The following is a 20823-nucleotide window of genomic DNA, read 5'->3' on the forward strand; positions in this document are numbered from 1 at the left end:
TACCAGATTACGGACGGCCGGAAAATTTCCCTTCCCTATAACAACAAAAAGGAGGGCCTTATAACAACAAAAAGGAGGGCCTTTGCCCTCTACGCAGTCTCAGCCGGCGCAAAGAGTAAAGCGGCCCTCTTTTTGGTTACTTCGTCAGAGCTCGTCGTCGATGAGGTCGGGGTCGAGCTCCTCATAGTCCCCTTCTTCCGCTCCAAAATCATAGTCCTTGTCAAAATCGTCACTGCTGCCATTCGGGAATACTTCTACAACAATCTTCGTTTCCGCCACTAGCTCCACCGCAAATTCCCGCTCGACCCGGATCATTACGCTGCCGCCCCCTGAAGACACACTCGCCTCAACGCAGCTTGGCTCCTGTGTCGCCTCGGCGGATACTTCCACTGTAGACGCCCGGTGTTTCGGATCAAGATACGAGAGCGGCACATTTTCCACGTACGACACCGTTTCCTTGGCCACATCGGTCTGCGAGTTTTTATCGTATGAGTACCAGATATTGATATCATACGTCCCCACGACCTCAATGCCGTCTCCAGCCGCCATAGCCTCATACTGGTGGTTAATAATCCACGCCCCCAAAATGCTGGTAGGATTATTAGGCGGAGTTACGGTATGGGTTACGGTAGAGAATTTGCGACCTTTACCGCAGATCGCTTTTGTAATAATCTCTCTACGATTTTTATGACTCAATGCCATTCTTGAACCTCCTCCATACAATCAATCATTCCATACATATGTATGCAGGAAGTAGGCGAATGTTGAGTGAATAGGCGAAAAGGAAAAAATATTATTTGTATAAGCTTATGCTCTAACGGCTTGAACTCATGCACGCCAATGTGTTACATGCTGCTCGACAATCCGTAAAAATTCGCTGAGCGCCGGAGATTTCCACTTTTTCGTGTGATAGGCAACTTGGGTAGCCACCTGCTGTTCGCTGTCATCCCAGCTTAAACGCTCCATCTTCCCTTCACGCAATTCATTTTGCACCGTAACCAGCGGAAGCAGCGCAACGCCCAATCCGGCCATGACACATTGCTTGATCGCTTCTATACTCCAAAACTCCAGACTCGGGTCTGCAAAAATACCGTGTCTATTCAAATATTGCTCAAAAAGGATACGATAGGTGCAGCCCGCCTCTGTGTGCAAAATAGTTTCGTCCTTTAAGTCAACGGGCTCCACGTTATTATAGGAAACTAATGGATGACCCAGTGGCGCGACCAATGCCATCGGCTCGTGAATGAGTGTAGTGACATTCAGTTCTCTATCCTCCGTCTCCGGCTGAAGCAAAAAGGCCAAATCCAGCTCACCTGAGCGGATCATATCGCGCAATTCCCAGCATTCTCCCGGTTTAAGCACGATTTTCACCTTCGGATACTGTTCCCTGTACTCACGGATCAAGCTCGGCAGGCGGAAAGCCGCCAGCGACTCTGGCGCTCCGATCTTCAGCGTGCCCGTCAGCACTGTTTCCGAACGTAGCGCATCCTTGGCAAGGGCATGCATCTTGGAAATTTCCTGCGCATAGGGCAGCAAGCGTCGTCCGGCATCTGTCAGCATGATTTTCTTACCTATGCGGTCAAAAAGAGGCGTGCCCAGCTCCGTCTCCAGCGTCTGAATTTGGGCAGTTATACTTGATTGTGCATAGTCTAATATACGCGCCGCCCGGGTAAAGCTGCCTGCCTCAACCACATTTAAAAACGTAAACAAATGCCGTGATTCCATAAATTGCTCCTTCGATCGTTTTTTTCGATGCAAGCCATCGTTATATTCCGTTTTTCCGATAGATTGATTATCTGATAAGCTGAAGGAAATGACAAGAGAAAGAAGGCTTACCTGAATGACAAATGAACATAAACTGCAATCCACCATTGGTCTTCCACAGGCCATTGCGCTATATATCGGGGCGGTGCTGGGTTCGGGGATATTGATTGTGCCCGGTCTTGCCGCCGAAATGGCGGGTCCGGCCTCCCTATTGGCGTGGGGCTTTATGACCCTGCTCATCTTGCCGATGGCTCTGTCCATGGGACTGTTGTCCGCCAAATTCCCGAACGCTGGAGGAGTATCGCATTTTGTTTCGCTGGCTTTTTCGCCGCGTGCAGGCTCTTATATCGGATGGTTTTTTCTGATGTCAGTTCCGATTGGGGCGCCTGTTGCCGCACTCACCGGAGCTGGCTATATGACCGCCGCCATGGGCTGGGGAGAGGGAAGCCGGATGGGATTGGCTGCCGCCATGCTGGCGGTTGGACTGATCATTAACTGGATCGGTATGAAGGTTGCGGGACGTATTCAGATCGCCGTTGTCATTGCTATCGTTGCTGTCCTTATCTTCGCCATTGCCGCAGCGCTGCCACAAATGAAATCGGTACACTTCACACCGTTTGCTCCGCACGGCTGGCTTCCTGTTGGTCAGGCGACAGCAATTCTGTTCTGGTGCTTCATCGGTTGGGAGGCTGTCTCCCATTTGTCGGAGGAATTCACCAATCCACAACGGGCGGCTGTTAAGGGTGTCACCGTTGCAGCCGTTATCGTCGGCTTGCTTTATTTTCTTACTGCACTGGCTACAGTCGGGACGCAAAGCTACCTTGCAGGCGGATCGGACGCTTCGCTCGTATGGGTGATTAGCCGGGCCATTGGTCCGTGGGGCGCGGTGATAGCCGGCTTGACAGGCATCTTTATATGTACAGCTACGATTATTGCTTATGTGGGTGCTGCTTCACGCGTCGCATATGCTTTATCCCGGCAAGGCCATGCCTTCCGCTGGATGGGTCTCTTATCCCGACGCTTTCATACGCCAATTGGGGGTATCGTGTTTCTCTCCCTTTGTTTCGTCGTCATTATGTCCCTTTACGGTAGCGGTACTGTTTCACTCACCAACCTGATTCAGTTCCCCAACGCCACTTTTATCCTGACCTATCTGGGCGGGTGTGCTGCGGGTATCAAGCTGCTACGAGGTAATCGCTGGGGTGTAGCCATCAGTTGGGTGTCGTTCATCTCGACTGCTGTGGTGTTTCCTTTTGTCGGCTGGGCCATGCTTTATCCTTGCCTGATCACCGTTGCCTTATGGATCGCAGGTCGAATTCGGCACAAACGCCCCCTTCCTGCTCCGCCCGTCATCACTGAACAAGAAAAAGCTACTGTCCTTCGTTAGACAGTAGCTTTTCAGTTTGGGCCCTCGACTCTAAGCTTTGACTGGAGTGGGGGCCTTGTCCTTTTTGGCGATTTTCAAATACTGATGTAATTCATGTGTAAGTTGTAACAATGCCGAACGAATTTCGAATTCCTCCCGGGTTGAGGGGAGCTCCATTTTTTTGAATTCCTCACGTACCTGCTCCAGCAACTTCTCCGTCTGTCCCGTATAATGTCCGGCCAGAACGTCATTGCTGAGCTGATCGAATAGCTCGGCCAGAAGCTTGGCCTGCGGCATATGCTGGTACATCTGCGAGATCAACTGCATCATATTTTGAATGGATTCCAGCTGTTCCCTGCGCATATAAAAATACACATTCCAGCCCTCTTGCGGACGAAGCATCTGATTTTCCAATGAACGCCCTGCCTCGGTCACCCCTCTGGCTATGACGCTGTTTGCCTCTATAACTTCCTTGCCATCCCATATGTATGCCGGACTGCGTAATGTATTGGCCATATTTCTGAATATAATGGAAAACGTCCGGTCTACCTCCTGCCGGATTTGCTGCATGGTGTTATCGGAGCGCGGCATGTAGGCCAAATTGACGACCATCGCGGACCCTAATCCGATGACCAGCAGACACAGTTGGGTCAGCAGCACCTGCATATCAATCACACCACCGCTGAACACGCGGAAAACCACGACCGAACCCGTGACGATTCCTTCCTTAAAGCCAACCCGTACAATGACCGGAAACGCCGTTAAAATATATATTGCCAGTACCCAATCATGGAATCCGAATACAACAAACAAAACACAAGCAAAAAGAAGCCCCACGACGGATGCAAAAAATCTCGCCGAAATGGTACGGAGGCTCCTCTTGCGCGTGACATCCACCCCCAAAATAGCCAAAAGCCCTGCCGAGGTGGCTCCATGAATGCCAAAACCATCCGCAATAAGTACGGCCATTAATGCGGCAATAGCCGTTTTAATCGTACGAAAGCCCATGAAAAAATTCTGTCCTCTCTGGATGAAATCTGTTTTCGTAAATTTTGAATCATTTTCATTTTCATGGTACTTTATTTTCACGTTTTACACAAATGTATAGAAGTATGATTCTTATCGCTGGGGACGATCAGACAGCAACAGACGCTCGACATACACGACCGCCTGATACATCAGTGTTGCTACAACGGCAATGATAAGCAGACTGGACATCACCAGCGTAAAATTAAATACCTGAAAGCCGTAGATGATCAAATAACCCAACCCGTTTTTAGCCACCAGAAATTCACCGACGATCACGCCAACCCAGGCCATGCCGACATTCACCTTCAGTGTAGAGACGATTGCCGGAAAGGACGCAGGCAAAATCACCTTTTGAAACGTATCACGGCGCGATCCTCCAAACGTGCGAACCACTTTGATCAGATTCGAATCGACTTCCTGAAAGCTGTTGTACACGACTAACGTCGTAATAATGACCGTAATCGAGAGGGTCGTCATTAGAATAGCGGTAAATCCGGCTCCAAACATGACGATAAAAATGGGCCCCAGCGCCACCTTGGGCATACTGTTGAAGACGACCATATAGGGGTCCAGTACCTTCGACAAAAACGGCGACCACCAGATCAGTACAGCCAGCAGTGTTCCCAGCAGCGTCCCAAGTAAAAAACCCGCCAACGTCTCTCCAACCGTGACACCAACATGCCCCCACAGCTCGCCGCTGACCGCATCCTTGCCAATTTGGGAAAATATTTTGCTTGGATAGCTAAACAGCAGTACATCAATCCATTTCATCCGGCCCGCAACTTCCCACAACACGAATAAAAACACTAAAATAGCTGTCTGTACACCCGTTACCAACCGCCGCTCCGAACGTCTGCTGCGTTGATACTCCTGATACAGCCCTTGAATCCAGCGTTCTCCAAGTCGATCTCCTTCGCCCTTCATCCTTTGACTCACTCCTTTGCTCCCGAAGCCTCCAGTTCACCCCATATTTCATGAAAAAGCCCATTAAAGCCCGGCTGCTCGCGCGCATAAAAAGGCTGAACTTCCCGGATCGAATCCGGAATTTCAAAGGTACGCCGGATGTGGCCCGGATTCCGGCCCAGCACAATAATCCGGTCACTGACCGCAATCGCCTCGGCCAAATCGTGTGTGACCAAAATAGCCGTCTTCCCCCGCTCACGCAAGGTTTCGGCAATCAGGTCTTCCAGCTGGAGCTTGGTCTGATAATCCAGCGCGGAGAACGGCTCATCCAGCAGCAGTAGCCCTGGATTGGTCGTCAGCGTCCGTACCAGCGCCACGCGTTGGCGCATCCCCCCGGATAACTGGGACGGGTGCAGATGCTCCTTTCCTCCCAGCCCCATGCCTTCCAGCAGCAGTCGGGTCCGTTCACGCGAGTCCTCATCTACCCGGTTGCCCAGTTCCAGACCCAGCAGCGCATTATCCATGATCGTACGCCACGGAAACAGATAATCCTGCTGCAACATGTACCCGACCTCCGGACTCGGGCCACTTACCGGCTGACCTTGTAACATGACTTGGCCTGCCGCTGGACGCAGCAGCCCGGCGATCATGGATAGGATCGTCGTTTTGCCGCAACCGCTTGGACCGACCAAACTGACAAACTCCCCTGTCTCTACGGAAAAATCAATATTCTCAACCGCCAGCGAAGCTTCCCGATCCGTTACATACACATGCGTCACTTGCTTCAGCTCCACCACCGGGACCCTTGCATCCGAAATAAGACAACTCCGTTCTTCGGTCATGGCGAGCCTCCGGCGTCTGCGCCTGTATCTGCGGCTCCATTTGTTCCCGCTTTTACAAGCTGATCAGAGTTCCCCAATGAGCCTGCGGCAATCGCCTTCTCTGCAAAGCTTCGATTCACCAGTTGATCCAGCGCAACCGGACTTTTCAGCTCGCCCGCCGAAGTCATGACATCCTGCAAATTCTTCCATTCTTTTTCCTCAATCATCGGGTTCACAGCATAGGTACCTTGTTCCTTATAACGCTTGACACTACTGGTCAGAACCGCCAGATCGGTATCCTTGAAATAGGGCGTAATGACTTCGGCAATCTGCTCAGGTGTATGCGTGGCAATCCACTGCTGTGCCCGGTATACAGCCTTCGTAAACTTTTGTGCGGCTTCGCCATTTTCGTTCAGATAGCTTTGTTTAGCCATATATACGGTATAAGGCAGCTCGCCGCTCTCCACACCAATGGAGGCCACTACCCGTCCCCGGCCTTCTTTTTCAAAAATAGACGCCTGCGGCTCGAATAACTGCACATAATCCCCTGTACCGGAACCGAAAGCAGAGGCAACATTGGCAAAATCAATATTTTGAATCAGCTTCAAATCCTTGCGTGGATCAATGCCGTGTTTGCGTAGTGCAAATTCCAACGACATTTGTGGCATTCCGCCCTTGCGCTGTCCAAGAAAATTTTGCCCTTTCAGCTTTTCCCAGTCAAAGCTACCCTGCGTTTGCCGGGCAAACAGAAAGGTTCCGTCTGTCTGCGTCAGTTGGGCAAAATTAATAATGGGGTCCTCTGCCCCTTGCTGATACACATAAATAGATGTTTCCGCACCGATAAGCGCGATATCCGCCTGATTAGACAGCAACGCCGTCATCGTCTTGTCGCCACCGGGAATCGTCGCCAGTTGGACATCCAGTCCCTCCTGAGCAAACATCCCTTGGCTCAAGGCTACATACTGTGGCGCATAAAAGACCGTTCGGGCTACTTCGCCCAGTCTGATCTCAATCGTCTGCTCCCCTTTGGGTGCGCACCCGCCGAGCAGCAGCAATCCGAGCAGTGCCGCAGCCGCCACAGCTTTGAAACGAGCGCCGATGTTCATCCCTGTTCCCTCCCCACCTTTTTGCATTATAGACTTCATATATTGTTATGCGGCTGTCGATATAATCGTTAATCTCATACAAAAACCCCGCGTTCGCCCAAGGAACGCGGGGTAGATGCATATATGTTTACTTTAGAGTTTCTAAATCACAGCTTGTATATGGAGGTATATTTCTCTTCCAGATAGTCGGCGAGATAATCCGGGTTCAGATCCTCACCCGTAATGGCTACAATTAACTCGGACGGCGTCCGGCTCTTGCCGTAACGATAAATCCGTTCGGTCAGCCATTGCTTGATTGGCTCAAGCTCTCCAGCGGCAATCAACTCATCCAGATTTGGCAACTCCTTGCGCAGTGTCGCCAAAATTTGCGCTGCATACATATTGCCAAGCGAGTAAGAAGCAAAATAACCAAAATCACCACCGGACCAGTGAACGTCCTGAAGAACGCCATGGCCGTCATCCGGCGGGAGAAGTCCCAGATATTCCTTATATTTCGCGTTCCATACTTCTGGAAGGCGCTTCACGTCCAGCTTTTCATTAAACAGCATTTTTTCAATTTCATAGCGGATAATGATATGTAAGTTATATGTCAGCTCATCCGCTTCAATACGAATCAGTGAATTTTCCACACGGTTGACTGCCCGGTAGAATTGCTCTGCTGTAACCTTCGCCAGACGGTCTGGAAAATGCTTTTGCAGGTCAGCATAATACCGATCCCAAAAAGCACGGCTGCGTCCAATCATATTTTCCCATAAGCGAGACTGAGATTCATGAATCCCCATGGAGGTTCCTTCGGAAAGCAGCGATCCTGCCAGCTCAGGCGCAATATTTTGCTCATACAGCGCATGACCACCTTCATGCAATGAGCTGAAAATTGCACTAGTCACATCATCTTGCAAATAATGTGTTGTTATGCGCACATCACCCGGATTTAATCCTGTCGCAAAAGGATGCACGCTCTCATCCAAACGACCTGCGTCGAAGTCATAGCCCATCTGTCTCAAAATGAACAGGCCGAACTTCTCTTGCTGCTTCACATCAAACACACCATCCAGAAAGCTTTTGTCCGGCTGGTTTGGTGAAGCCTGGATTTTAGATAATAGCGGCACAAGACGCTTTTTGAGACGATCAAACACAGCATCCAGCTTATCTACCGTCATATCCGGTTCATATTGATCCAAAAGCGTGTCATATTCCGTGTCCTTGACACCCCAATAACCGATAAACTCACGCTTCATGTCTACGATTTTAGACAAGTAAGGCTCGAATCCGGCAAAATCGCTATGTTCCTTGGCATCCTCCCACTTGCTCTCCGCCTGAGCAGCGAGTACGCTGTATTCCCGGTAACGGTCAGCCGGAACGGAACGGTTCAGCTCATAATTTTTGCGGCATTCCTCCACCAGTCTGCGATCATTGTCCTCCAGTTGCTCCAGCTTGTCTTCTGCGGCAAAAAATTGCAGCAGTTGTCCCATTTCATCCGAAATAACCAGCTTGAACATTTCAGTGGACAGCATCCCCAATGTTTCCGAACGAATGTCAACGCCCTTGCGCGGAGCACCTGTCCGTAAGTCCCAGTGCATCAAGCCCACGGCCTCACCATAACTTTTGATTTTGTGTGCTAATTCTTTTAAAGCTGCCAATTGATCCAACGTCTGTTGCGCCATCATCGAGGTCACCTCTTTATCTAAAAATGGATAAAACTTTATACTTCTTATACTTGATGATACTTATATTAAAAAGTATAATCAACACACAACATTTGCGACCAGCTCCTGAAGGCTTTGAAAAACCGTCAGATAGTACTATTTGTCAAGGGGTAAATCCTGATTATCGGTCTGTGTAGATCGGAGTTAGGCTTCTTCCATGCTGGTCTGCTGCAAAAAAATGGTTCAACATTAAATAGCATACGGAGGGAACAATCGTGGATCACATCAAAGAGATTTTGGAATACAACCGCGTTTTCGTGGAAAACAAAGAATACGAAGCCTATCGTACAGGCAGGTTCCCTAATAAGAGAATGGTCATTATTACCTGTATGGATACGCGTCTGACCGAACTGCTGCCCAAAGCCATGAATCTGCGCAATGGTGATGTCAAAATTATTAAAAATGCGGGTGCGATTATCTCCCAGCCTTTTGGAAGCGTTATGCGTAGTGTGCTCGTTGCCCTGTATGAGTTGGAAGCGGATGAAGTGCTCGTCATAGGCCATTACGAATGCGGTATGGCCGCGCTGAATGCCGACCACATGATCAATGAAATGCTGGAGCGTGGAATTTCGCAAGAGGTGCTGAATACGCTGGAAAATTCGGGAATTAAGCTGAACAAATGGCTGAAAGGTTTTGACAACATTGAGGAAGGGGTTAGAAGTACCGTAAAGCTTATTAAAAACCACCCTCTTCTCCCGCCTAATGCGCCTGTACACGGTATGGTCATTCATCCGGACACCGGGGAGTTAACGCTGATTGTTGATGGAAATAAGCAATAAAAGTCCCATAATTAACGTTAAAGAGGGTATCTTTAGGTCGTAAAATACGATCTGAAGGTACCTCTTTTTTATGAAAATAAGCACATATGAGTGTATGTTGACCGGAGCTAATTTTGGCTAACCTGTGAACGGCTTACCTGAAAGTTGTCAAACCATACAGTTTCAGTGTACACTTTTCATGTTGCGGCAGGACACCTGCTGCAGAGCCGTTATAACCGTTACTAAGATGGATGAAGGAGATAAAATCTATGAATTTACTATCGTATGGTCTGTTGGGCCTTCTCGCCAGAGAAGAATCCTCCGGCTATGATCTGATGTTGCGTATCCAGCCTTTTTGGCAGGCCAAGCACAGTCAGATCTATCCACTGCTCGCGCGTATGGAAAGCAAGGAATTGCTTGCTTCCCGCTGGATTCAGCAGTCCGACAAACCTGATAAAAAAATGTATACCATAACTGACAAGGGAATCCATATGCTTCAGCAATGGTCCCAGGAATCACTGGCCGCTCCTGTCACACGGGACGAATTAAGCCTGCGGCTGTTCTGTCTCTGGCTGACGGACAAAAGCAGTGCCAACCGTATGCTGGAGGAACGCAAGCGTCATTTTATTGAGCGAATACGGCACCTTGAGGATATTCTGAACGACATTCCCGACGAGGATCTGCATTTTGGCAGCAAAAGCTTCGGCGATTACATTCTCGTGCAAAAAGGGCTTATGAATGCCAAAGCGGGTCTGGAGTGGTGCCAAATGGTACTGCGTATGCTGCTCGCCGGAGATGTAAAAGCGGACACTAATCCATTTTCACTTAAACCATAAGACTGAATGCTTAGTCCAATCATGCATAGGCTTTATATATCAATAAAATTTGAATGTTTTAAATTTTATTGAAACCCTATTCTATCCGTTTCGTATTACTGGTAAGCGGCTGTTTGACCTATATCAAACCAACATACCAAGGGGGATTATATTTACATGAAAAAAACATTTACTTTGAGAACTATGATGATGCTGATGATGGCTTTTACCCTGCTGATTGTTATGGTCGCACCATCTACAGCCGACGCGAGGCGAGGCGGCGGATTTAAATCCGGGCAAAAAACGTACCAATCTACACCGAGTAAGGCCACTGACAGCAACGGTGTCAATAAGTCCGATAGTGGCACCAAATCCAGTGCAACTGCGGGTAATACAAGCAGAACGGGTGGATTCCTTGGCGGTGGCGGCGGATTCCTGAAAGGCATGATGCTGGGTGGTTTGGCAGGTATGCTCTTCGGCGGACTGTTCGGCAATATGGGCGCACTGGGCAGCTTGCTTGGCCTTGCGGTCAACATTCTCGCTATATACGTCCTGATCATGGTCGGAGTAGGTATCTACCGTGCCATTAAAAATCGTCGCAGACCTGATGATTCCCGTGGAGGACGTTACTAAGTTATGATTTTAAGTATGGATGAAATTGTCAATGCCATCTGTCTGCATATGGCTGAACGAAAAGGCGTCCAGCCCACTGATGTGACAGTAGAATTAAGCTGGGAAGAGGATACAGGATACTCGGCAGAAGTCCATGTACAGGGTCGCAGCCAGTATCTGGTGGAAGCCAACATGATCGAGGCTATCCTGAGATACCTGCATTCCGAGTACAATATCCGTGCCTATCGCGAGCAAGTCAGACTGGATCTGGACGAAGAAATCACTGCCATTGTCCAGACTTGATGGAATAACGCATAGGGACATCTAACAGAATATGCAGTGAAACGAAAGAACCGACCTTCGCTTGATGCAAGGGTCGGTTCTTTTTTTGCGTTCTATAGGACATAGCTAAATGTGTGGAACTGAGAATACCGGAACCTGGGGCGCCCTTTCAAGCAGACCACTGCCGTACATTTCCCGAAATGGCTGCTCCTCCATATGAATGTACCCGATATAACAGCCGCATTCCTTCATCTGGCACGGACGCTTGGCACTTAGTCCTTCAAGGCCATCTCTGTACAAGTGACCCAGCACTCGCCGATCCTGGTAGCAATGTTTTACACGCCCATCACCTTGTACGTAAAATACATCCTCTCCAGCGCGACACGCCCGACCCTGACTACTATAATCATGCAAATTCCATTGGAAATAGGGATCTATAGCCGTTAATTCATCAATCTCGGCTTCGGTATAATAGTGAGGCCGATCTTTATAGGCGTTAACCCACAAATAAACATCCTTCGGAAGCTGTGATCTCAAGGAATGGATAGCGGGAAAAGCCTGTCTCAGTCCCACGGTGCCGACACTATAGGAAATACCAAGTTCAATTAACTTTATACATTGAGATATAAATGCCTGCTCCCTCGTCTCTCCTGGATGATACGTAGCCCACAGCGCAGCTGTTCTCGGATTCAGTTCCTTAGCCCAGTCCAGCTTTGCCGACAGGTTCGTCTGCACAGCCACTTTTTCCACATGCGCCATATGGGAAAACTCAATCATGGTTTTGCGGTACCAGGAATGAATCAGAGCTTCTCCATACGGGTTAAAAAAAATGGAGAGTCGATGCCCCAAAGTTCCCTGCTCCCGTACCCAATCGGCAAAACGCTCCAGCTGCGTCCGATCCTTGTCCAATCTCTCACGGCTATCCACGTTTTTGCTGAACGGACAGTAAGGGCAAGCATAGTTACAGGAAGTCAACGAGCCACGATAATATAGGGTTGCTCTCATGCGCCTACGTAGCCTTCCATCCGCTCGCGTACTGCCGTGGAAATCATCCAGTCGCCAATCGCATCGGAATAAGCCATTCCTTCCTCGGTCAGTCGCAGTGTGTCGTCTACAACCACTGCCATACCAGATTCCAATAGCAAGGACATTCCTGTAAAATCATCCGCCAGAGACGCATCGAAGCGCGCGGCGTAAGCAGATAGCTCCAGACCTTCACGATGGAGAAGTGCCTTCAGAATAAAACGCCGCTTGCTCTCCTCCACATTTAAAATAAAGCCGTAATCAGCCAGATCATGACGCTCGGCGGCGACATAATCAGCAATAATTCCGCGCGTTGCCGCTGCACTAACACCGTATCGGCTGGCATAGTGGACATTACGCGTATAAGAACGCGCACCGCAGCCCAGACCGGCCATGCCTTCCTCCTGACAGCTATATGGCAGCAACTCCTTGCCGGGTGTATCCTCATTTTTGGCAAAACGGCGCATGGAGTACTGCACATATCCCGCCTGTTGGAGTCTTTCACGTGCTACTTCGTACAAGCTCAGACGAATATCATGCTCCAGCCCGGTATAGCCCGGCTTTAAAATCGTATTTTCCCGAATGTATAATGGATAAATAAAAATTTCACCCGGTTCGTATGATAACGCCTCTTCCAGAGAATACAGCCAGGTTTCTGCCGTTTGACCGGGGAGACCATAGATCAAATCCACGTTCAACAGCGGAAAATCGTACTCTACCAGCCGCGCAAGCGCTTCGCGTACCAGCTTGGGCTTCTGAGGGCGGTATATGGCCGCACTCTCCGACTCCACAAAGCTCTGGATTCCCATGCTGACACGGTCCGTTCGGCGGCGCTTGAGCACCTCCAGCCGATCTTCGGTTACCGTATCCGGTGACGTTTCCACCGAAATGGAAGCATGCTCCGGGTCTAAGCCCATTATATTCTCCGCAATGTCAAACAATCGTTCGACCAAAGGAGCCTCCAGCAAGGTTGGCGTACCGCCGCCGATGGCAAAGCGTGAAAAAGGCCGACCGCCCAGGATTGGCGCCCATTGTCGGGCTTGTCTTTCAAGTGCATCCACATATTCCTTATGCACATCCAGCCGCTTGTCCGGCAAAGTGAACAAATTACAAAACCCGCAACGAGCCGCGCAAAACGGAATATGCATATACAAAAAATAGCTCTCCAGCTCCTCCTTCTCCCACAATTCTTGCAGTGAGAGCGGTGTATCAAACGACCGATAGGCCGTTTTATGCGGGTAAGAGTACAAATAGGAACGGTAGGGAGCTTCACGGATCGTGCGTGCCCATTCAATAGGATTCTCAGGCCATGAAGACCTTGATGTCGAATTTGTGTCCAGCCCCGCAGGGGTATTGGCTCCTGCTCCCGTTAGAAGCGAATGATTCAGATTCATGGCTTTCATTTCTGCTCCCTCCTCGCGCTGGATTGATTTCTTTACATTTTACCAGTGCAGTCTATCATTTCTTTTTCCCTACAATACAAATTCGCGGTAAGGCACATTCCATACTACCTCATGTGCCAGACGATGCCCTTCGTAGCCGTCTTCCCCATAAGCCGTACCATGATCGGAAAAGGCCATGCAAAATGTCTTCCCCCGTTCTCGTAATGCGTCGAACAAACGTCCAAGCTGCCCATCCACATAACGCAAGGCTGCGCGTTGAGACTTCACCGAATCCTTGGCTGAGCCCTCCAGAAAATAGTGATTAGGGCCATGAATAGCTGATACATTCAGGAACAAAAACAGCCGCTGCGCCGGGTCCGCCTTCTCCAGCAGCTTTAGGGCATGATTCACCTGATGCTCCGTCGAACGGGGATTCGTAACGCCGAAGGTCATACGCCAGTAGCTTTCCTGAAAATACCCCGGCAGCACCTTGGCAAGCTTGTTTTTTTTCGTAAAAAAAATAACACCGCCGATGCAAATAGTCCGGTAACCTTCACACGCCAGCCCGGATACAATATCCGGTGCATCAAACAGCCACGTATGCGGATGTGTACGCAGTCCCGTATCTTTAGTATGAAACAGCCGTATGTGAGAAGCCTTATCCGTATTAGCCGGTGTAGGCAAGAATCCGCCAAAAAACGCATGATGTGCAGCATAGGTAAAGCTGCCCGGTGTATGGCGTTTTTCCCACGGCCCGGAGCCACATAGATTCGGACAGTTTTCTTCCTCCAGCTTGGCTACATCGTAACGCAGCGTGTCAAGCGTAATCATGACAATATCATGAGAACCGACAATCTGGTTCATATCGGTCATAATAAGTCTTTCCTTTCCAAAGTTGCAGTCCCATTGGGGAGATGCAGCATTTCCCATTCATATGGATTCCACCCCTGATGTTTCACCCGGTATAACAGATCGCCGAAAGGATTTACATCCAGCACGTAGGGACGACCACCATGCGCAGGAACCAGCACATCCAGCCCAGCAACCATAGACGCCGGAAAAGCGCTCATTGCGGCTTCCGCAGTTTGCCGAACCGATTTTACCGTATCCTGCAGCAACCCGGCGTCCTCCAGCAACAGCCGTTCATTGCGCAAATGCAGATTCGTAATTGGGCTTCGGCTTAAACGTAAAACGGCATGACAAGCCTCTGATCCGCAAACAAGCTGGCGCACATCGTAAACACGTCCGTTCAGACTCGCTTTAGGTATCCAGCGCTCCACATGCACCCCTTCCGAGCATAGCCAGCCCAGGATGGCATGAATATCCTGCTTGTCCGTATAACGGCGCAAGCGTCCCGCATTGTAATACACAGGCTGTCCGTGTATGGTTTCCGTTCCAATGGTGGTTACTGCCAGCTCTGCCCGTGTCCGCGGATGCACCTGATAGGCCATTACACCGGAAGCACCGGACCCGCAAAATATTTTCACAAACAGGCGGTGAGCCCCGCTCTCCTTCATCGCCGCGTGCAGATCAGCAACATTACGAAAGGTACCCTCTGATGATACAAGCACAGGTGGTACTCTTATACCCGCCTTGTCCAATACGATGCTGCAACGCCGTTTGTCGAACATCACAGCCACTTCCGCCGGATCATTCATCCAGCGCGACGAAGGCCATAGCAGGGCTGCTTCATGCCGTAGCCACGCCAGCAGACGGCAATAGCCCCGGAACCATTGTGCCGGGTGCCAAATACGACCGTGCTGCTCCAGCAGGCCTCGCGCCTCTGACGCCAATATACCTGGGCTATGTGCTAATTCCGCCCACGGCAACAAAGAATCGTCTCCTTCTGCATCCGAGGCGCCCAAAGCGATCAATTCACGCTCTACCTCAAAGCTTTCACCCGGTGCATCCAGACGAAGCAGCGGACTAATGTCCGCCCTTCCCGTCAGTAACTGGCGAATGCTCTCTTGCACATAAACACTAGCATTTACGCTGTCTGGCGCAGCCTGTGCAGCCATTCGGGCCAACAACTCCCCCAGACTTTGCTTCTCATGGATGGCTTCCAGCACATTTTTATAGGAAATCTCAACAGCGGGCGGCAGCTTCAATCTGCTTCGCGCCTCCTGTAGTCCTGTGGTCCGCCGATTCCCCGGATTGCCGAACAAAATAAACGGCTCGCTGATATTGCTGTCTGATATCCCAACCATAAAGCCGCCTCACTTTAATTTTTGAATAAGCTTCGATCGTAAAGAGTCCTTTTTATGGATTACTCGGTCAACGATGGATAACGCCAATCATCTTCCTCGTCCGCTTGCTGCTGATCCTCCACATTCACAGACAGTCCGGAGCTTTTCCAACGTTTTATCATTTCATCAGACATATAATGATAGCTCAAATCCAGATGCTTCAGCCCCTTGATACTTTCACTAGCGAGCAGTGCCTCAGCCCCATTATCAGACAACGTGCCTTGAGACAGATCCAGTACCTCCAGTTGTCCAATCACAGGTGCGTTTGCCGCAGCAATCGCAATTTCATCTTGTATTTCACTATCCTTCAGCCCCAAATAGGTAAGCTTAGGAAAAAGATTGTCGTTCAGGAACGGTAATACATCCTTCAGGCCACCATCAAAGCCGTATTGATCCACGCCCAAATACAACTCCAGCTTGCGTAGCTCAGGCAGCTCGGCATTACGAATTTCCTGAAGGACACTCGCAGGCAAACCTCCGCAAATAATAACCAATTCCTGAAGATGGCTATGCCGCAACGGTTCCAGGCTCAGGTCCTGACTTCCTTTGACATAAAAGGATTCCAATGCTGGAAACGCCTCCAACAGCGGAGACAGATTCGTCTGGTTAATCCACGAAACCTCACACTCATCATATTCCATATCCCCGATAAACAGCTTACGCAGCTTCGGAAATTGATCTTTGTGCTTTACCAGTACCGGAATAAAATCCTCCGGCGATTGTTCATAGGCTCCGCCCCAGTCTCCAATAATCAAATCTGTAATTTCCGCGCTCTCTGGCTTACCTGCCTGTTCTTCAATAGACTTAGCCATCGTTTGACCATTCTCATAAGCTTCATAATCCACAACCAGCTTTACTTCCATCTCGTAATACCTCCGATCACTGATCTGAAAATGTAATAAATCCCTATCTCGTAAACTATCTATTTCCAGTTTAGTCTATCCTATCATACCAATGTTCGTCAAAAATAGACCCCTAACGACATCAATCCTATGTAAAATGTGCGCAATGAAATTAAACAAGGCAGCCCGGTAAAACTGCTCCGGTCTGCCCTGCGCTTATACTCCCTAATAAATCTCTACTATATAATACAAGAGATTTTGAAGCCGAATTATTGGCTAATGGTGATCGGTGAGTTATCAGACAGCAACGCCAGATTATTCACGATTACATTCTCTTCGTTGCTCAAGCCACTGGTAACCAGTGTTTGTGAGCCTGTCGTCTGCACCGTCTTCACTTCCTTGCGTTTCGCATGGTCACCATTCACAACGTATACATATTGCTTACCTTGATCCTTTTGAATCGCTGCGGTAGGAACAACAATACCTTCTTGCGCATTTGCAGCGACAAAGCTGATATCAGCCAGCATACCGGATTTCAATTTCACGTTCGGATTAGCCACCGAAATTTTCACAGGATATCCTTTTCCACTTGCGTCCAACGGGCTTACATTTTTAACTGTACCTGTTGTCACAATATTGGAGGCTGCTACACGTACCTGTACCTTGTCGCCCGCTTTTACATTGTTGATCTGCTCAGCCGGTACATAGATCAGTGTATTAACTGTACTCAGGTTGGCAATGACCAGCGCAGGAGCCTGTGCGGATACCATTTCGCCTACTTCTGCATTTTTCGTACCTACAATACCGTTAATCGGTGATGTAATCACTGTATCGTCGAGTGCGTCCTGAGCAATGCTCACATTCAACTGAGCCTGCTTGAGAGACTGTTGGCTGGACTCGATAACCGCTGTATTTTGAGATACCTTCAGTTGATTTTGTGCATTGCTGTAGCCGCTGTTAGCATTACTGTAGCTGTTTTTTGCTGAATCGTAGCTGTTACGGGCCGTAGTGAGCGCCTTCTGAGCAGCCACCAGTTGGTCCTGGGCATTAGCCTGTGCGTTTTGCGCATTGTTGTATGCCGCTTCAGCGTTCACAACGGCTGTTTTTGCTTGTTCCAATTGTGCTTGGGTACTCGCACCCGCGTCGAACAGGCTTTGTGTACGTGTCACATTTTTCTGAGCATCCGCCAGCGCTTGCCGCGTTTGCTTCACTGTATTGGCGGCCGAGGAGACGCCGTGTGTCGCCTGTTCTACGGCTGTAGTAGCCTGATTAATGGCTCCCTGCGCCTGATTGATTGCGCTTTGGGACTGAATCACGCCGCTTTTGGATTGTACTACGCCCGAGTTGGCTTGAACCATCGTCGATTCATGGGAGGCCTGAGCAGAGCCCACTCCTGCTGCTGCCGCGGCGGCGGCGGCGCGGGCTTTCGCTACATTATTCCGCATGTCCTTGTCATCAAGCTTGAACAGCACTTGACCTTTTTTGACCTCTGAGCCAATATCCACAGGCAGTTCAACTACTTTACCACCCACTTTTGGCACAATATTCACCGTCTCCGAAGGTGTTACCGTTCCTGTATAAATGTTCCCTTGCCCAATGATACCCTGCTGCGCTTGGCTGATCTTGACAGGAACGACCATATCCTGTGCCGCTCCGCTATTACTGGAGCAGCCTGCCAGCACTGCGCCGCCGAGCACCAAGGCCGCTAATGTACTTTCTACTCTCAATATTTTCATGATAATTCCCTTTCTTTCTGTCCGTGGAAATAATGTAAGCCATCCAGTCGATATTTTGTAGTTCTTTTGATTAAGCCTCCGGCTGTGTCTTTGCTTTCTTCCTTTGAATAAACAAAAAGATCAGTGGAATCGTGCAAAACAGCGGTATGGATGAAATGAGGAACGTATCCCCAATCCCTCTCGATGTGGCATCCAGCGTGATTAAACCACTTATAGATGACACCCAAGAGCTGCCCAACGTCGCTTGCAGCGCATGAGCCGAGTCTGGTGTAATGGTCTCCGAAATTTGTTGGGCATGAGCTGCAGAACGACTTTGCATAATCGCTGTCAGCACTGCAATGGCCATAGATGCTGCAACGGTACGCACCAGATTGGATGCTGTAGACGCATTCGCTACCTTGCTCGGATGAACCGCGTTCATACCGACCGTGGACAATGGCATCATACAAATACCGATTCCCAGACCCCGGAATGCCATTACGGTTTCCAGCCAAATATGCGGTGTATCTGGCGTAAGTTGATGCAAATGGTATGTCATAAAGCTGGTCAGTGTCAGACCAACAAGTCCCAGAGGTACAATGCCGAACTTATCAAATAACTTCCCTGCAATCGGCATCATAGCCGCCATTGCAATCGCCTGTGGAATGAGGATGATTCCAGTATCAATCGGTGACACATGCTGAATATTTTGCAAAAACAACGGTGTCAAAAAAGTTCCTCCATACATCCCCATCATGACGAAACTAGAGGCAATGACACTAATCGTATATTTTGAATTTTTGAATAATGAAATTTCGATTACAGCATTGTCTTTTCCGCTTTCTACATAAATGAGAAAGACAAGCGCCCAGAAGGCGACGAACAGTAGAGATACAATTTTAAAAGAAGTCCAGCCATCATGCTGTCCGTTTGTCAATGCGTACAAGAGTGTTCCTGCACAAGTTGCGGCCAGCAAAAAACCAGGTAAATCAAACGGCTTTGGTTTTACTTTAGGCGGCTCCTTGATCAGAAGAATAACCATTAAAATTGCAAATAAAGCTACCGGCACACTGACAATAAACAAGAAACGCCAGTTAAGCCATTCAATTAAATAGCCACTCAGTGTAGGTCCAACGGCTGGAGCCGCCATTGCGGCGATCCCCCATATCCCAAGGGACATACCGATTTGTTCACGCGGCATGATTTTGTAAATAATCGTCATACTCAGCGGCATAATGACACCGCCTCCCAGACCAGCCAGCACCCGTGCTGCGATCAGGGAAGAATCACTCCATGCAAAAATACATATTCCCGTTCCCAGCGAGAACACGCTGAGCGCAAGTATTAAAAACTTTTTGTATCCGATGCGCTGCTCCATATATCCGGTAATCGGGACGATTACACCAGATGCAAGCGTGTAACCTGTAATAACCCACTGAATACGTGTCGTCGTTGATCCTAAGTCCGTCGTCAATCGAGGAATGGCGACATTGATCAGACTGTTGTTCAGAATGGCGACAAAGGCGCCTAAAACGATGGCAAAAAAAGCAAGCCAGCGTTCTTTGGAAGTATCTGTCGAAGGAGCAGCAGCAGTTTCATTGGCAGCCACATGGACCCCTCCTTTTAAGGTGTATGAATTTTAACTTCCACGTTCGTTCCTGGAATGAGCTTCATATCCTTCGGCTTGTTCAAGGCAATCTCTACAGGCACACGCTGGGTCACCTTGTTAAAGTTACCACTTGTGTTCACTGCAGGAACGAGCGAGAACACCGCATTTGAGGCTTCGCCCACTTTGCGAACTTTGCCTTGGATCGTCTTGTCACCTGCAGCATCAAGCGTGATGTCAACAAGCTGTCCCGGTTTAATGCGGTCAATATCGGTTTCTTCAATATTCGTGGAGACATACAGGCTGTTCATATCAACCATGGTTGCAACAGCACTGCCCGGAGAACCGATTTCATGCTCCTTCGAGTAAATCTTAATGACGGTACCGTTGATCGGCGCACGCAGTACGGATTTACTGATCATGCTGGAATCCAGCCCCGATACATCCTGCTCCGCAATCGGTTCATTACGCTGAAGAACATCGCCTTCCTCCACATCAATGTGTGTAATCTCACCGGAAATTTGCGGCATTACCTTATATTGATCCGCTTGAATGCGCGCATCGTCACTCTTAACAAAGTGTGTTGCCTGATACCAATAATAATAGCCAATGGCTCCACCGCTCAGAATGAGCAGTACGATGAGAATTGGCAGTACGGTTTTCTTACTCACTTCTTCCACCCCTGTTGTCCAAAAAATTTTATTATTCAACGCTAATATTTTAATTTCGAAATATTAGGCCATCAAACCAAACCGAGAACGTAAAATAAGCACATGGCAGCATTACCATGCAAAAGAAAGAACATTATCTATGTACATAGGCAATCCTTGTCTATGCTCACACATCG

General features: G+C 49.1%; 20 protein-coding genes. 5 read left to right on the plus strand and 15 right to left on the minus strand.

The features are described from left to right. Positions 1-144 precede the first annotated feature (144 nt). Together AC0WRU_RS13265 and AC0WRU_RS13270 are read right to left on the minus strand one after the other, a co-directional pair. A complete protein-coding gene (locus tag AC0WRU_RS13265) occupies positions 145-702 on the minus strand; it encodes an outer spore coat protein CotE (protein ID WP_025684050.1) in 558 nt (185 codons plus the stop codon). 126 nt (positions 703-828) lie between these two features. Then, positions 829-1725: a LysR family transcriptional regulator gene (locus AC0WRU_RS13270; RefSeq protein WP_025684051.1), complete on the minus strand. Its 897-nt coding sequence runs from the start codon at positions 1723-1725 to the stop codon at positions 829-831. A gap of 115 nt (positions 1726-1840) precedes the next feature. Here AC0WRU_RS13270 and AC0WRU_RS13275 point away from each other — a divergent pair, with 115 nt between their 5' ends. Beyond that, positions 1841-3151 (plus strand): APC family permease, encoded by a 1311-nt coding sequence (locus AC0WRU_RS13275; protein ID WP_476125004.1) that lies wholly within the window; start codon positions 1841-1843, stop codon positions 3149-3151. Between the two features lie 30 nt (positions 3152-3181). Here the strand turns inward: AC0WRU_RS13275 and AC0WRU_RS13280 are convergent, their stop codons facing one another. From AC0WRU_RS13280 to AC0WRU_RS13300, 5 genes are all read right to left on the minus strand, one after another. Further along, positions 3182-4138: an aromatic acid exporter family protein gene (locus AC0WRU_RS13280; protein WP_476125006.1), complete on the minus strand. Its 957-nt coding sequence runs from the start codon at positions 4136-4138 to the stop codon at positions 3182-3184. 111 nt (positions 4139-4249) lie between these two features. Beyond that, entirely contained in the window at positions 4250-5083 is an 834-nt protein-coding gene (locus tag AC0WRU_RS13285; RefSeq protein ID WP_476125008.1) for an ABC transporter permease, read from the minus strand. An 8-nt stretch (positions 5084-5091) separates the two neighbouring features. Further along, positions 5092-5904 carry an ABC transporter ATP-binding protein gene (locus tag AC0WRU_RS13290; RefSeq protein ID WP_476125010.1) on the minus strand — a complete coding sequence of 271 codons (813 nt, stop codon included), beginning with the start codon at positions 5902-5904 and terminating at the stop codon, positions 5092-5094. Beyond that, positions 5901-6989 (minus strand): ABC transporter substrate-binding protein, encoded by a 1089-nt coding sequence (locus tag AC0WRU_RS13295; protein ID WP_476125012.1) that lies wholly within the window; start codon positions 6987-6989, stop codon positions 5901-5903. Before AC0WRU_RS13295 ends, AC0WRU_RS13290 begins: the two co-directional genes overlap by 4 nt. A gap of 146 nt (positions 6990-7135) precedes the next feature. Then, the gene (locus tag AC0WRU_RS13300) at positions 7136-8653 is read right to left on the minus strand and encodes a carboxypeptidase M32 (protein ID WP_476128642.1); all 1518 of its coding nucleotides are present in this window, start codon (positions 8651-8653) and stop codon (positions 7136-7138) included. 257 nt (positions 8654-8910) lie between these two features. On the opposite strand from AC0WRU_RS13300, the gene AC0WRU_RS13305 reads away from it, so the two are divergent. The 4 genes from AC0WRU_RS13305 to AC0WRU_RS13320 all read left to right on the plus strand — a co-directional run bounded on the left by AC0WRU_RS13305 (position 8911) and on the right by AC0WRU_RS13320 (position 11183). After that, positions 8911-9474, plus strand: coding sequence for a beta-class carbonic anhydrase (locus tag AC0WRU_RS13305; protein ID WP_476125014.1), 564 nt, complete (start codon positions 8911-8913; stop codon positions 9472-9474). A gap of 248 nt (positions 9475-9722) precedes the next feature. Beyond that, on the plus strand, positions 9723-10289 hold the full coding sequence (locus AC0WRU_RS13310; protein WP_025684059.1) for a PadR family transcriptional regulator: 567 nt from the start codon (positions 9723-9725) through the stop codon (positions 10287-10289). 156 nt (positions 10290-10445) lie between these two features. After that, the gene (locus tag AC0WRU_RS13315) at positions 10446-10901 is read left to right on the plus strand and encodes a hypothetical protein (RefSeq protein ID WP_025684060.1); all 456 of its coding nucleotides are present in this window, start codon (positions 10446-10448) and stop codon (positions 10899-10901) included. A gap of 3 nt (positions 10902-10904) precedes the next feature. Then, on the plus strand, positions 10905-11183 hold the full coding sequence (locus tag AC0WRU_RS13320) for a YxcD family protein (protein WP_134914723.1): 279 nt from the start codon (positions 10905-10907) through the stop codon (positions 11181-11183). 105 nt (positions 11184-11288) lie between these two features. Here the strand turns inward: AC0WRU_RS13320 and AC0WRU_RS13325 are convergent, their stop codons facing one another. The 8 genes from AC0WRU_RS13325 to AC0WRU_RS13360 all read right to left on the minus strand — a co-directional run bounded on the left by AC0WRU_RS13325 (position 11289) and on the right by AC0WRU_RS13360 (position 20647). Then, positions 11289-12167 carry an STM4011 family radical SAM protein gene (locus AC0WRU_RS13325; protein WP_476125017.1) on the minus strand — a complete coding sequence of 293 codons (879 nt, stop codon included), beginning with the start codon at positions 12165-12167 and terminating at the stop codon, positions 11289-11291. Then, positions 12164-13588 (minus strand): STM4012 family radical SAM protein, encoded by a 1425-nt coding sequence (locus tag AC0WRU_RS13330; RefSeq protein WP_476125019.1) that lies wholly within the window; start codon positions 13586-13588, stop codon positions 12164-12166. Before AC0WRU_RS13330 ends, AC0WRU_RS13325 begins: the two co-directional genes overlap by 4 nt. A gap of 69 nt (positions 13589-13657) precedes the next feature. Beyond that, the gene (locus AC0WRU_RS13335) at positions 13658-14440 is read right to left on the minus strand and encodes an STM4013/SEN3800 family hydrolase (protein WP_025684064.1); all 783 of its coding nucleotides are present in this window, start codon (positions 14438-14440) and stop codon (positions 13658-13660) included. Then, positions 14437-15774, minus strand: coding sequence for an STM4014 family protein (locus AC0WRU_RS13340; protein WP_476125021.1), 1338 nt, complete (start codon positions 15772-15774; stop codon positions 14437-14439). The genes AC0WRU_RS13335 and AC0WRU_RS13340 overlap by 4 nt, the downstream gene beginning before the upstream one ends. A 59-nt stretch (positions 15775-15833) precedes the next feature. Continuing rightward, positions 15834-16676 carry an STM4015 family protein gene (locus AC0WRU_RS13345; RefSeq protein ID WP_476125022.1) on the minus strand — a complete coding sequence of 281 codons (843 nt, stop codon included), beginning with the start codon at positions 16674-16676 and terminating at the stop codon, positions 15834-15836. A gap of 248 nt (positions 16677-16924) precedes the next feature. Next, a complete protein-coding gene (locus tag AC0WRU_RS13350; protein ID WP_476125023.1) occupies positions 16925-18391 on the minus strand; it encodes an efflux RND transporter periplasmic adaptor subunit in 1467 nt (488 codons plus the stop codon). Between the two features lie 70 nt (positions 18392-18461). Further along, positions 18462-19979: a DHA2 family efflux MFS transporter permease subunit gene (locus AC0WRU_RS13355; RefSeq protein ID WP_476125025.1), complete on the minus strand. Its 1518-nt coding sequence runs from the start codon at positions 19977-19979 to the stop codon at positions 18462-18464. A gap of 14 nt (positions 19980-19993) precedes the next feature. Beyond that, positions 19994-20647 (minus strand): HlyD family secretion protein, encoded by a 654-nt coding sequence (locus tag AC0WRU_RS13360; RefSeq protein ID WP_476125027.1) that lies wholly within the window; start codon positions 20645-20647, stop codon positions 19994-19996. Positions 20648-20823: the final 176 nt, after the last annotated feature.

It is taken from the genome of Paenibacillus sp. 1-8, from assembly GCF_056316205.1.